The sequence below is a fragment of the Arthrobacter sp. P1_A5 genome, from assembly GCF_056406825.1.
Window position 1 is genome coordinate 1 of record NZ_JBFTZL010000112.1, and the last position, 12,404, is coordinate 12,404.

12 protein-coding genes are annotated in these 12,404 nt (G+C 67.7%); 4 read left to right on the forward strand and 8 right to left on the reverse strand.

The genetic code is table 11. The annotated features are described in order from the left end of the window. On the reverse strand, nucleotides 1-1,651 hold a 1,651-nt coding region (locus AC1D1S_RS14445; protein ID WP_476994768.1), incomplete at its 3' end, for a DUF7059 domain-containing protein. Between the two features lie 92 nt (nucleotides 1,652-1,743). Next, nucleotides 1,744-2,523, reverse strand: coding sequence for a MerR family transcriptional regulator (locus AC1D1S_RS14450; protein ID WP_243182134.1), 780 nt, complete (start codon nucleotides 2,521-2,523; stop codon nucleotides 1,744-1,746). Nucleotides 2,524-2,739: 216 nt separating this feature from the next. Between AC1D1S_RS14450 and AC1D1S_RS14455 the strand changes: the two genes are divergently transcribed. Next, nucleotides 2,740-3,198, forward strand: a complete 459-nt coding sequence (locus AC1D1S_RS14455; RefSeq protein ID WP_476943140.1) for a hypothetical protein — start codon at nucleotides 2,740-2,742, stop codon at nucleotides 3,196-3,198. A gap of 109 nt (nucleotides 3,199-3,307) precedes the next feature. Then, entirely contained in the window at nucleotides 3,308-3,853 is a 546-nt protein-coding gene (locus AC1D1S_RS14460; RefSeq protein WP_476994769.1) for a DUF6023 family protein, read from the forward strand. Nucleotides 3,854-3,887: 34 nt separating this feature from the next. Here AC1D1S_RS14460 and trhO read toward each other — a convergent pair whose 3' ends face one another. Continuing rightward, nucleotides 3,888-4,781 (reverse strand): oxygen-dependent tRNA uridine(34) hydroxylase TrhO, encoded by an 894-nt coding sequence (gene trhO, locus AC1D1S_RS14465; RefSeq protein ID WP_243182136.1) that lies wholly within the window; start codon nucleotides 4,779-4,781, stop codon nucleotides 3,888-3,890. Between the two features lie 117 nt (nucleotides 4,782-4,898). Here trhO and AC1D1S_RS14470 point away from each other — a divergent pair, with 117 nt between their 5' ends. Together AC1D1S_RS14470 and AC1D1S_RS14475 are read left to right on the forward strand one after the other, a co-directional pair. Next, the gene (locus AC1D1S_RS14470) at nucleotides 4,899-5,591 is read left to right on the forward strand and encodes a GNAT family N-acetyltransferase (RefSeq protein ID WP_243182137.1); all 693 of its coding nucleotides are present in this window, start codon (nucleotides 4,899-4,901) and stop codon (nucleotides 5,589-5,591) included. A 142-nt stretch (nucleotides 5,592-5,733) separates the two neighbouring features. After that, nucleotides 5,734-8,160, forward strand: a complete 2,427-nt coding sequence (locus tag AC1D1S_RS14475) for a DEAD/DEAH box helicase (protein WP_243182138.1) — start codon at nucleotides 5,734-5,736, stop codon at nucleotides 8,158-8,160. A 184-nt stretch (nucleotides 8,161-8,344) separates the two neighbouring features. On the opposite strand, the gene AC1D1S_RS14480 is transcribed toward AC1D1S_RS14475, so the two are convergent. From AC1D1S_RS14480 to AC1D1S_RS14500, 5 genes are all read right to left on the reverse strand, one after another. Next, nucleotides 8,345-8,860: an Rv3654c family TadE-like protein gene (locus AC1D1S_RS14480; protein ID WP_476944927.1), complete on the reverse strand. Its 516-nt coding sequence runs from the start codon at nucleotides 8,858-8,860 to the stop codon at nucleotides 8,345-8,347. After that, the gene (locus AC1D1S_RS14485) at nucleotides 8,857-9,327 is read right to left on the reverse strand and encodes a TadE family type IV pilus minor pilin (RefSeq protein WP_476943138.1); all 471 of its coding nucleotides are present in this window, start codon (nucleotides 9,325-9,327) and stop codon (nucleotides 8,857-8,859) included. The genes AC1D1S_RS14480 and AC1D1S_RS14485 overlap by 4 nt, the downstream gene beginning before the upstream one ends. Further along, nucleotides 9,324-9,650 carry a DUF4244 domain-containing protein gene (locus AC1D1S_RS14490; protein WP_439954156.1) on the reverse strand — a complete coding sequence of 109 codons (327 nt, stop codon included), beginning with the start codon at nucleotides 9,648-9,650 and terminating at the stop codon, nucleotides 9,324-9,326. Before AC1D1S_RS14490 ends, AC1D1S_RS14485 begins: the two co-directional genes overlap by 4 nt. Before the next feature lie 254 nt (nucleotides 9,651-9,904). Beyond that, nucleotides 9,905-11,611, reverse strand: coding sequence for a hypothetical protein (locus tag AC1D1S_RS14495; protein WP_476994770.1), 1,707 nt, complete (start codon nucleotides 11,609-11,611; stop codon nucleotides 9,905-9,907). A gap of 339 nt (nucleotides 11,612-11,950) precedes the next feature. Continuing rightward, nucleotides 11,951-12,404: type II secretion system F family protein (locus AC1D1S_RS14500; RefSeq protein WP_476994771.1), on the reverse strand; the 454-nt coding region annotated here is incomplete at its 5' end.

The window sequence follows — 12,404 nt, forward strand, 5'->3', positions numbered from 1 at the left end:
CGAGGTTCCCGACTTCCTCGAGCAGGCCGGCGCGGAACTCCGCGCTGTCAAACCCCTCGTAGCCGCCCAGCAGCGCCTCGAGGGCGCCGATGATCTGCCCGACGGACAGGTCGCCGTCGCACGCTGAGACCAGGCCCGCCAGCTCGGTACTGAGCAGGTTGGTGCGGCGCAGCCCGGCACCCTGCCGCAGCAGGATGACGCCGGGGTGTTCCGCACCGGGGCGCTGGTGCCGTTCTTCGGTGACGTCCTCCGCGACCAGCAGGTGGGCGGCGGCCAGATCATGGCCGGCCAGCCAGTCGGCACGCTCGACGGCGGCGCCCAGGTGTGGCCCTACCGGCTGTTCGATCGGGTAGGTGATCTCCTCGAAGCGCGACAGCACCCGCCGGGCGCCGTCGGCAGGCCTCCGCAGCCAGATCATGCCGAAGCCGATTCCGGCCACATCGCGCGAGGCGAAGTCGTCCAGGTAGGCCGCGTACGAGTCCTCGTAGAGCCGGCGGTCGCGGCTTTCCGAGGCGTCCTGCAGCCAGGTCTCGGCGTACTGCTCGGGGCCCACCTGCTCGCGCTGGATGAACCAGACGTCGGTGGCCGGGCCGGCCCAGCTCTGGGGCCGGTCCGCCCAGCCGGCGCCGGCCGTGATCTCCCAGTTGCCCAGAAGCTGGGCCGTTCCGCCCGGGGCAAGGACCGAGGCCAGTGCGCCGACCAGCGAGGATACAATCTCGTCCCCCGGCAGGCCGCCGTCGCGGTACGTGAACTGGTCCGTGGCGGTCTCGCCCAGGCTGCGGGGGGTGATGACGAACGGCGGGTTGGAAACCACCAGTTCGAACTCCTGCCCCGCGACCGGGTCCAGCAGGGATCCGAGTCTCAGGCTGACGCGGGCGTCAAGGTCGGCCGGGTCCAGGTGCAGCTCGGCGGCGTTGAGCAGCAGGTTGAACCGGGCAAACGCCAAGGCGCGTTCGGAGATGTCCGTGGCGGTCACGTGCTCGGTGTGGTGCAGCAGGTGGAAGGTCTGGATGCCGCAGCCGGTGCCGAGGTCGAGGGCCCTGGCAACATGGCGGCGGGCGGTGACCTGGACCAGGGTGGTGGAGGCCTGCCCAATCCCCAGGACGTGGTCGTGACGAAGAACGCCGGCGCGCTGGTGGGCTGCGAGGTCGCTGGCCACCCAGAGGTCTGCTCCGCCGGCACTGGTCCCGTATTCCCCCACGGTCGGGTCCCAGCCGTACGGCCTGAGGTCCACCCTGGCCTGGACCAGGTCCCCGCCCGCAGGCTCCACGAGCCCAAGTTCCGTTAGGCCCTTGGTACGGATGCCGGGGAGGGCGGCGTCGAGTCTCGCCGCGGGCTGCGGTTCAGACAGAAGCCAGAGACGCACGACGCCGGCGAGCGCCGCCGTTGCCGGCTCCCCGAGGGAACGCCCGGTGACGATCAGGGCCGGGATGAGCTGGTCCCGGCCCAGGGCCGAGTGCGCGGCCTCGCCGAGCAGCTCCGCAACCCCGTCCACGGTGTAGCCAATCGCACGCAGGTCCGCGGCCAGGGCCTCGAGCAGGCCGGGGAGGTCGCTGCGCGGAGCGTCCGGGGTGTTGCCGGCCGTGAACGGGGCTGCGGGAGCCTGCGTTGAACGAGAGGGTGCGGCGGGGCCTTGCGCTGAGGAAGTCACCGGACAAGTTTAGTCCCGGGGCCGCGCACGGGCGTGGGACCTGGGTTGGCCCCCGTCAGCACTGGGGCTGGGGCTGGGGCGTGCGGGTCCGGCTAGAGCTCGGTTTCGGCGTAGATTTTCAGGGCGTCCCGGACGAAGGCGGCGCCGTCGGCACCGCCGTAGTTGGCCGCGAACCTGGGATCGGCCACGTACATCTCGCCGAGCCCCGTCACGTACCCCTTGATGTCGCGACCTGCCGCCGGGCTGCCGCCCGCTGCGGGTGACGCCGGCGTGCCGGGGATTCCCCTGAGCCATTCGACGTGGCGCCGGGCCAGGTCCTGGGCCTGCGCGCTGTCCGCCGGGACTCCCGACGCCGCAGCAGCCCTCCAGTCGGCACCGAGCTGCCGGGACTGTTCCGTCCAGGCAGCCTTCTCCCCGGCCCCCATGCTGCGCCACCAGGCGTCGGACTTCGCATAGGCGTCCTTGCCCCACCGCTGCTGGACTTCCTCCTGGTACTTGGTGTGGTCGAAACCGTCGAACATTTCCTCCGCCATGATCTTTCCTCCCGTTTGCAATGCCTCAATGGTGTGACGGACCGCGGCAATCTGCCGCCCCAGCCTGTCCTGTTCCTGCAGCAGCCACGCCAGGTGCCTGCCCAGTGCATGCTCCGCGTCCGCCTCGTTGCCGAGCACGTCCGCGATCGCCGGCAGCCCGAGCCCCAGGTCGCGCAGGAGCAGGATCCGCTGCAGACGGACCAGGGATTCCTGGCCGTAGTACCGGTAGCCGTTGTTGCCGGTGCGGCTCGGCCTGAGCAGGCCAATGTCGTCGTAGTGACGCAAAGTTCGGCCGGTGGTGCCGGCCAACTTCGCGATCTGCTGAACGGACCAGTCCATGCCTCCACCCTTCTGCTCCTTCGAGGCCCGCGTTCCCTGGACCTCCGCTGTGACCGTGCCGACCGGCCGCTGCCGGCCATCGCTTCCGGCCGTCGCTTCCGGTCATCGCTTCGACTCTAAACTTTGACGCAGCGTCAAAGTCAAGGACCGCAGGGAGAGGGTGCCCGGGATGTCGGCGCGGCCGGCGGGGAGCCTGCGAGACGGTAAGTTTGAGGCATGGTTTTCCCTTCCTCCCACGTCCCGGCTGCCCGTCTGGCCCGGCGGACGCTCAGCGGCGTGGCCGCCGCCGTCGTCGTACTGGCTGCAGCGGCATGTTCCCCGGCCGGTTCGATTGAGGGCGCCGATGTCCCGGCGTGGCAGGCCACCGCGCTGCCCTCCGCCCCGGGAACAGTGCTGGAGGATGCCGGCAAAATCCTGAACCGGGATCCGATCGTCCGGACCGCGTCCGGCGTGCCTGCCGGCACCTACACCTTGACCATGACCTGCGACGGCGGCGGGAAGGCGTTCTTCGCCGTCAGCCTGGACGGCAGCCAGCTCGCCGAAGCCGGAGCCGCCTGCAACGGCAGCCGAGAAACCGCCCGCATCAAAGTGCCCGCCGCGGGCAAGGTCACGCTCAGCACGTCCAGTGTGGATGCCCCGCTTCTCTACGCGTACCACCTGGCGTCGTCCGAGTAGCACCCGCCGCAGCCCGGTCCTCGGCGACCTGCCCGGCGCCCCTAAAGGCCTGTCCGACCCGGACCTTTGGCCTCTGGCGTTTGATTCCGGGCCGCCCTAATCTCAAAGTATGCCAACTGTGCCGGCGAGCAAGGTGCCGCGACGGCGCACCCCGGCGGCCGCCGTGGTGCTTTCAGTTGCGGTATTTCTCGGCACGGTCCTGTCCGGTTGCGCCTATGAATACAGCGCCGACCACTGGGACGATGAATCGACCTCGGCTGCCGCCCCGCCGACCCCTGACGCCGCCCTGCCCCAGGACCCCCATCTCAACGAGCCGGTGACGGGCGAGGAACTGGATAACTGGGTCGACACCGTACTGCCCGACGCCGAGGGACAGGTCTTCCAGACGGGTTTTGGGACGCTGGAGGCCGACGAGGAGCGCAAAGAGACTACAGCCCAGCTGCCCAAGGGTACTTACGCCCTGACCCTCGCCTGCCGGAGCACCCGCCGCGTGTCCTTTTCCATCGAGAACGGTGAAAACGAACTCGTGGACCTGAGTCTCCGGTGCGGGACGTCCAGGGTGAACGTGGTGCAACTAGCCGCGGAGGCGTCGCTCTCCATCAATGTGGATGCGAACGCACCGGCAAACTTTGCGTACCGGGTGAGCCGCATCTGAGGGTTCCCGGCCGGCCAAATGTCCGGTTCGTGCCTCAGGCGGCGCAGCCCTCGGGGCACCGCAGGGTGTCAGGGCTCGCGGCGCACCCGGCGCAATAGAGCGTCAGGGTCCGGCAGGACGGATTCGAGCAGTTTTCGAACTTGCTCGTAGGTGCCGAGCAGCGGACGCACTCGCCGATCGTCTTGGCATCCCCGCTGAACTCAACGTGCATGCGCTTGTCGAACACATACAGGGAGCCCTCCCACAGTCCCTGGTCCTTGAAGGTCTCGCCGTAGCGGACAATGCCGCCGTCAAGCTGGTAGACCTCCTTGAACCCGCGGTTCACCATGAGGCTCGACAGCACCTCGCAGCGGATGCCGCCGGTGCAGTAGGTGACAACCGGCTTGTCCTTGAGGGCGTCGTATTTGCCGGAGTCGAGTTCCTTGATGAAGTCGTGGGTGGTGGCGACATCGGGAACGACGGCGTCCTTGAACTTGCCGATCTGGGCCTCGAACCCGTTCCGGCCGTCGAAGAACACGACTTCGTCGCCCTGCTGTTTCTTGGCTTCTATGAGTTCGTGGAGTTCCTCGGGTTTGAGGTGGGTTCCGCCGCCCACCACTCCGCCGGCATCGACTTTGAGTTCGCCCGGGGCGCCGAAGGAAACGATTTCCTCCCGCACCTTGACGCTGAGCCGCGGGAAGTCCGCCGCGCCGCCATCCGACCACTTCACGTCGATGCCTTGGAAGCCCTTGTACTCGCGCGTGGTTTTGACGTACTGCTTCACGGCGTTCAGTTCTCCGCCGACTGTGGCGTTGATGCCGTCCTTGGAAAGGATGATGCGGCCGGTTAGTCCGAGTTTTTCGCACAGGGCGCGCTGCCAGAGCCGGACGGCGTCCGGGTCAGGCAGGGGGGTAAATCCGTAAAAGAGCACAATCCTGTTCAAAGCCACGCTTTTAAGGGTACTGGCTGGGGCGGGCGGCCGGGCGACAGTCACAATTGGATAAGCAAGCGGCTTCCCCCGACCCGGCCCCTGTTGCTTGTGGCACTGCTGGAATACGCTCATCACATGAGTCTTGACGCCATGGTTGAAGACACCACTCACCTGCTGGAAATCTGGGTTGCCGGATGGGCCGGCTGCCGCGGATATGAGACGCGCAGGGAGGGCAGGTTCCCCGCGGCCTTTCGCGGTGACACCACCCACGAATGGGAGTACTTCGCCTACGATCCGTCCGACGCGGAGTTCGAGGCGCTGGCGGCAAAGACGGCCGAAGCGCCGGCCCGGGTCCTCACCATCCTCACCAACGATGCGGCCCGATACACCATGCTGGGGCAGCGGAACGGGCTGCATGTCACCTCGGCCTCCCAAACCATGATGATCGTGGACATGGAGACCCAGGATTCGGAGGACCCCTGGCTTTCGGACGACGACCTCAAGCTCGAGACGTCCCGGACCGACGGCGTCCACCACGCGGTGGTCAGCGCCGGCGAGGACGTCGCCGCGAGCGGACGCGTGTTTGTGGTGGGGCATACCGCCATCTTCGACAACATCGTGACGTCAGAGGCCTACCAGCGGCGGGGGCTGGGCAGCTTCATCATGAAGGCCCTGGCAGCCCAGGCGTTTGAACACGACGTCGACTCCGGGCTGTTGCTCGCCTCGCTGGACGGTCAAAAACTCTATTCGCACCTCGGCTGGCGCGAGGTGTGCCACGTCCTGATGTTGTCGACGTCCGATGAAGGGGCCGACCTGTCCGTGGGCTGAGGTGCCGCGAGCGCCGGGCGTCCGGCGGGCCTGCGCCCGGGGCAACGCGTGTGCCGGGCCGAGCCGCAGCGCCGAAGCCGCAGCGCGTGCCGGGCTGCGTGCCGGGCGGGGGCGATTTGAGGGCGGATGAAAGAATATGTGAGTGAACCCGCATGAGTCCTTGATTCCGTTGCTGGGCCGAGGTCCGGACCCGGAACAGCTGCGTCATGTGCGGACGATCCCCGCCCGCCAGGCCGTCAATGCACCATGGCCACAGTGGTCCCACCCGGATCTCGTGGCAGCTTACGGTTCCCTGGGCATCCACGAGCCCTACCTTCACCAGGTCCGGGCCGCCGAACTGGCCCACGGCGGAGAGAACGTGGTCATTGCCACCGGCACCGCGTCAGGAAAGTCCCTGGCGTATCAGCTGCCGGCCTTGGACGCGATCCACCGTTCCGAGCTCAGGGTCCTGTCCGATCCCGGGAAAATCCACGACGACGGGGCTGTGACCCTCTACCTGTCCCCGACCAAGGCGCTCGCCGCGGACCAGCTGGCAGCGATCAGGGCACTCAAGCTCCCCACAGTCCGGGCCGAAACCTACGACGGCGACACCGATCCCGCGTCCCGGCGGTGGATCCGGGACCACGCGAACTTCATCCTCGCCAACCCGGACATGCTGCACTTCGGCATTCTCCCGAACCATGCCTGGTGGGCCAGGTTCTTCCGGCGCCTCCGCTACGTGATCGTGGACGAAGCCCACAGCTACCGCGGCGTCTTCGGCTCCCATGTGGCAAACCTCATGCGCCGTCTGCGTCGGATCTGTGCCTACTACAGCCCGGGCGGCTCGCATCCCGGACCGGTGTTCATCGCGGCGTCCGCCACGGCGTCTGAACCCGGGCAGTCCTTCGGCCGGCTGATCGGCGCACCCGTGCAGGCCGTTTCCGAAGACAGCTCGCCCCACGGCTCCACCACCGTGGCGTTTTGGGAGCCGGCACTGACCGAACTCCGGGGCGAAAACGGCGCCAAGGAGCGCCGGACGGCAGTCGCCGAGACCGCCGACCTGCTGGCCAACCTGGTGTCCTCCCGGACCAGGACCATTGCGTTCATCAAGTCCAGGCGCGGGGCAGAGTCGATTTCCTCCATCGCCAAACGCCTCCTCGACGAGGTGGACCCCAGCCTGCCGCAGCGTGTGGCCGCGTACCGCTCGGGCTACCTGCCGGAGGAGCGGCGGGCCTTGGAAAAGGCGCTGCGCTCGGGTGAACTGTTGGGCGTCTCGAGCACGTCCGCGCTGGAGCTGGGCATTGACATTTCCGGTCTCGATGCAGTCCTGGTCGCTGGCTGGCCGGGCACCCGCGCGTCGTTGTTCCAGCAGATCGGCCGCGCCGGCCGCGCCGGCCAGGACGCGATCGCAGCCTTCGTGGCCAGCGACGACCCGCTGGACACCTACTTGGTGAACCACCCCGAGGCGATTTTCGACGTGTCAGTGGAGGCCACGGTCTTCGATCCCTCCAATCCATACGTTCTGGGCCCGCACCTGTGCGCGGCCGCCGCGGAACTGCCCCTCGGGTTCGCCGAACTGGAGCTCTTCGGGGCCACCGCTGAGAAGCTGCTGGACCGCCTGGTCCTGCAGGGCTACCTGCGCAAACGGCCGGCAGGATGGTTTTGGACCCATCCGCAAAATGCCGCAGCCATGGTGAACCTCCGGGCCGACGGCGGAGGTCCGGTGAGCATAGTGGACGCGGAGACGGGCTCCTTGCTCGGCACCATGGATTCGCCGCAGACCCATTACCAGGCCCACACAGGGGCCATCTATGTCCACCAGGGCGACAGCTACGTGGTCGAAGACCTGAACGAGGACGACCACTGTGTGGTGGTGCGGCGGGCGAACCCGGACTACTACACGACCGCCCGGGACGTGACCCAGATCGAGGTCCTCGAAACGCAACGCACCACCCAATGGGGCGACGTGGCCGTGCATTTCGGCGATGTGAAAGTGACAACCCAGGTGGTCTCCTTCCAGCGAAAAGCGTTAATTTCGAACGAGATCCTCGGCGAAGAACCCTTGGAATTGGGCGCCAGGGACCTGTTTACGAAGGCGGTCTGGTTTGTAGTGGACAACCGCTCGCTGACCGGCGCGGGGCTGATCGAGGCACAGTTCCCCGGAGCGCTGCATGCTGCCGAGCACGCCGCCATCGGACTCCTTCCGCTTGTGGCCTCCAGCGACCGCTGGGACATCGGCGGAGTGTCCACGGCCATCCACGCCGACACCGGAGTGCCCACCATCTTTGTTTACGACGGCCATCCCGGCGGGGCCGGCTTCGCCGAACGCGGCTACGACAAGGCGAGGTTGTGGCTGACCGCCACGCGCGACGCTATCAAGGCCTGCGAATGCGAGTCCGGCTGCCCCTCCTGCGTCCAGTCACCCAAGTGCGGCAACAAGAACAACCCGCTCGACAAGGACGCCGCCGTCACACTGATCGATGTGCTGCTCCAAGACGCCACCGACCTCATGCACGCCGGCAACCCCGGCACAACGGCCGCCGCGGCCGGGGCCCCGGACGATCAGCCCGCCCAGCCGCTCCGCGCCTGACCACGTCTCAGCGGCCGGTTCGTGGGCGGCGGCCGTCAGGCAGGTTCGAGGGCGGCGGCCGGCGGGTTCGTGGGAGCCGGGGCGGCGGGGCGGTACGTTCGTGTGAGCCGGGCGTCGGCAGGGCGGCACGCCAGGCCTCAGACGGATGCGCGGCTTCTGGCGACCGCCGGAGTTGGTGCATCTTTCACGGTGCTGGCCCGTTCCCGGCCGCAGGGGGCGGTCCGGCCCTGGCCAGTCCCGTGGCCGCCCCGAGGAACGGTCCGGCACTGAACTCCGTGCGCACCTGAACGGTGTCGTCCGGTCCTTCAGCACAGGCAGCCAGGGTGGCGCTGTTCTTCAGCGCGACCTCTCGAGCCACAGCGCAGGGCTCGCCGGACGTGATGCCCCGCGCGGCATCCGCCGCAGCCAGCGCCGCCAGATCGGCGGCCGCCGCAGCCCTCGATGCCGCGACGGCCGATTCGGCCAAGAGAAGCAGCAGGGCCAACGCCATGATGACCACCAGCCCGAGTCCCAGGGCCAGGATGGTCCCCGACCCCCGCTCTGAAGACGTACACAGGTGCCGGGCGTGGGCAGGATCCGTGCCCCGGTGTCGCGGCCCGCGGGCCCGGGCACGTGCACGGACAGGTGGAGGTGCAGGCGCAGGCGCAGGTGCAGGTGCAGGTGCAGGTGCAGGTGCAGGTGCAGGTGCAGGTGACATCATGTGCCGCCCTGCCACGGAGAACGGGAGACGCCATGCAGTCCGGGCTCATCCAGCCCGGGCCGTTGTGCCGCGCCGGGGGCCTCCGCACGCGCCCACGCGCTGGCGCTGAGGGCCCAGGGAACCAGGGAGCCAACGGCCCCGGGGACGCGGCCGGAAACGGTGACCCTGTGCCACTCACCGTCGTGCGTCACCTCTGAGTCCGCCGTGTCGCCGGCGAGACGGCGGACAATCTCACCGACTTCGCCGGCCGCGGCTCCCCTCGCCACCGCCCGGGCACCGCCGCGGGCCGCTTCCTCAACGCGGAGCTGCGTCACCCCGGCCGCCGAACCCGCGAGCAGAAGGGAGAGCAGCAGAACGACCGAGGGCAGCGCGACGGCGAACTCAGCCGTGACGGCCCCGCGGCACTCCGCCGTTGGCGGCGACGCTCTCCGGCCGCCGCTCCCCCGGGGGCGCCAGAGTCCGTTCATGGCAACGTGAGCGCCGTCCGGATGAGGTTCAGGAGGAACCCGCGGACCTCATCGCTGCGCATGATGAACACGAGGACCCCGGCAAAGCCCACGGCGGCCAGCGTTGCGATGGCATATTCAGCGGTAGCCATTCCCGCCTGCGAGGCCGGCGGCCCTGTGCGTCCCCGCGGTTGAACGGGAACAACCGAGCTGGCGCCGGGGTAGATCTCATAGACCTCCGCAACGCCGCCCTCCCCTGCTTCAATGCGACGTGCAGCGGGGGTGTCCTGATTTGTTGACATCTGCTTTCCTTCCACGGGACACCGGCGTGATCGCCGGCTGATTCGACTCTCCCGGCTTGCACGTCGCGCCATAAGCCCCGATGGCAGCTAAGTGGAAAACGTGCCCGAATTTGCCGTGGTGGCGGCCTGTGGAGGAGAAGTGTCTGGCCCTTTCCGGGCGGCCAACGGACGTCCAACGCAGTGCCCGGCCCGCCGGCGTTTCGCCCGGACCGAGACAGGGCTGAACCCGAGGGGCTGCGGTCCGTACTGCGACGACAGCCTCTCGGGTTCAGTTGGTGCGGGTCACCCGCGCGTTCCTAGGGGAGGAAGTATCCCGCGAGGTCGGCGATGAGGTGTGAGGACCCCGATGAACGGTTGAACAACGTCACCTTTCCGTCTGAGCCGACGGGGACCGAGACCAGGTTCGCTACAGTCTGTCGGGCCGAGAAGTTCAGGTTGGACGCGTCCGGACGGGTCGAGCCGGACGGGTAGGCGGTGATGTAGCCGATGGACGGGGGCGCCACGACCGTCAGGTTGAAGACAGCCCCCAGGACGTTCGCGGGGATTCCCGTGGTCCCGGCAATCTGGAAGGACACTGTGGAGTCCGGGCGCACAGCCGCTGCGGGGCGTGTGTCGAGGATCCTGGATGGGCCCGTGGCCTTGAACGCACCGGTGGCCGTCGGCGTGCCGCCGAGGTAGTAGCCGGCAACGTCTGCGATCAGGTGCGAACGTCCGAAGGAACGATTGAGCAGCGTGACTCTTCCGTCTGCACCGATGGGGACCGTGACCAGGTTCGGCACTGTCTGCCCTGCGTTGAAGTTGAGGTTGGACGCGTCCGGACGCTTCGAGCCCGAGGCATAGGCCGTAATGTATCCGATCCTTGTTGGCTCCGTCACGGTGAGGTTGAAGACCACGGCGGAGGCAGTTGTCGGTATGCCGTTGGCGCCCCTAACCAGCAGGGACACCGTGGCATCCCCTGCAAGCGCCGCCGTGGACCGGGTGTCCAGCAGCCGCTTTGGCGCGAGGCTTTGGAAGGCACCCGGCGTCGCCGGCGTCCCCGTGACGTAGTAGCCGGTGACATCGGCGATGAGGTGGGTCGTGCCGGAGGATCTGTTGAACAGCGCCACTTTTCCGTCCGCACCCACCTTGACCGTTACCAGGTTAGGCACGTTTTGGTTGGCACGGAAGTTCACATTGGATGCATCCGGCTTTGTTGTCCCGGAGGGGTAGGCGGTGATGTAACCAATGGATTTAGCCTCAGTGACGGTCAGGTTGAAGACGACCGCCGCGACATTTGCCGGGATCCCATTAGCCCCTGCAACCTGGAAGGAAACGGCTTTATCGGCACCCACCGGCACCGTTTTCCGGGTGTCGAGGAATCGTTGTGGGGCAATCGGGGCAAACGTTCCGGGCAGCTGGGCGGCCGCCTTTCCGGCCTTGATAACGACGTCGTCAATGAAGCTGTCGCCTGCCTGCCGCCGGTGTTCGGCACCGAGTTGCATCTTGGTGACCGCGGTAAAGCCCGTGGCGATCTGCTTGCTGGAATACAGGAGTTTGCCGTCGAAGATCACCTCGACCGTGGAAGAGGCCCCATTTGCGACGACGTGCGTGACGATATGGTGCCAAGTGCCGAGAGGGACATTGACTTTCATCGGGGTGTAGCGGAGGGTTCCGTCGGGCGCCGCGACCCGCAGCCACATTGGGCCGACGCCGCCGTTGGATCGGTAGACGTCTATGAACCGGGTAGTCCCGTTGAAGAAGCGGAAGTACGGGACGTTGTTGCCGGCGACGCCCTCTTTGGTGATGTTGAACCAGCCGTCGGCATAGACCTCGTTGTTTCCGGCAGGAAGTGGTGCGGAAAAATTGGCCACCGACCCGGCATCCGTGGTGACGTGAACATAGGCTGAGCAACGGCCCGAGTGCTGCTGGGCCGAGGAGACAGCGGCCGTTCCTGTCCCGGCGGTGAATGCGGCGGCGAAGCCTGCGGTGGTGAGGCTTCCGGACTCGAAGTTCGTGGCAATCACCGTCTTGCCCGGGTATTGGTTGGTCGGTTGGGGTGCTCCCGGCTGACAGGTCGGTACTGCGGCGGACGCCGGACTGGCACCGACCGCCAAACCGGTCAACACTAGTAGGTTGAGCGCTGCAATCACGCCCACTTTATACAGTCGAATCATTGATCTGCCCCCCTGGCATGGCTCCCAGTTAGTACGAGACCCCGGATACCCCGGGATTCGAGGCGCCAAGGAGGTGCTGTGAGAAGCCGACGCACGAGACCGCTCATACTCCGACGGTGCCTGCCCCAAAGGTATCCCCCAGCAACTTGAATAAACCTTGGGCCCGGGGTGATCCCCGGGCTGCCGGCATCACGCCGGAAGCAGCCCGAGGAGCACGGGCACGACGCCGAGGCAGACGAACGCCGGCAGGGAGCACAGGCCCAGCGGCACCACGAGTTTCACCCCGAGCGCGGCCGCGCGCTGCTCGGCGGCCCTGTTGCGTTCGCGGCGAAGCCGGGCAGCCTGGGCATAGAGGAGCGCTGAGGAGGGGGCGCCGGTAAGCGCAGCGAAGGAAAGAGCGTCGCGCAGGGCCTGAAGTTGGGGCGCCCGGGCACCGGAACTGCGCCATGCCGTGCCCCAGTCCGCACCGATTGCGAGGGCTGACACAACCGGCCGAAGCTGCCGCCCGAGTTCCGGTGGCATGAGGGCGGCCACTAGGTCGAGGGACCGGCCAAGTCCGGCTCCCGTATCCAGCATGGCGCCGATCAGTTCCAGCATCATGGCGGTGTCCCGCAGGCCCTGGAGGCCGTGCCGGCCGGCGTCG

Excerpts from the sequence above, each read along its gene's own strand:
- AC1D1S_RS14470 (WP_243182137.1), top strand. The coding sequence starts at position 4,899 with ATGAGTCTTGACGCCATGGTTGAAGACACCACTCACCTGCTGGAAATC.
- AC1D1S_RS14485 (WP_476943138.1), bottom strand. The coding sequence starts at position 9,327 with ATGAACGGACTCTGGCGCCCCCGGGGGAGCGGCGGCCGGAGAGCGTCG.
- AC1D1S_RS14450 (WP_243182134.1), bottom strand. The coding sequence starts at position 2,523 with ATGGACTGGTCCGTTCAGCAGATCGCGAAGTTGGCCGGCACCACCGGC.
- AC1D1S_RS14455 (WP_476943140.1), top strand. The coding sequence starts at position 2,740 with ATGGTTTTCCCTTCCTCCCACGTCCCGGCTGCCCGTCTGGCCCGGCGG.
- AC1D1S_RS14480 (WP_476944927.1), bottom strand. The coding sequence starts at position 8,860 with ATGATGTCACCTGCACCTGCACCTGCACCTGCACCTGCACCTGCACCT.
- AC1D1S_RS14460 (WP_476994769.1), top strand. The coding sequence starts at position 3,308 with ATGCCAACTGTGCCGGCGAGCAAGGTGCCGCGACGGCGCACCCCGGCG.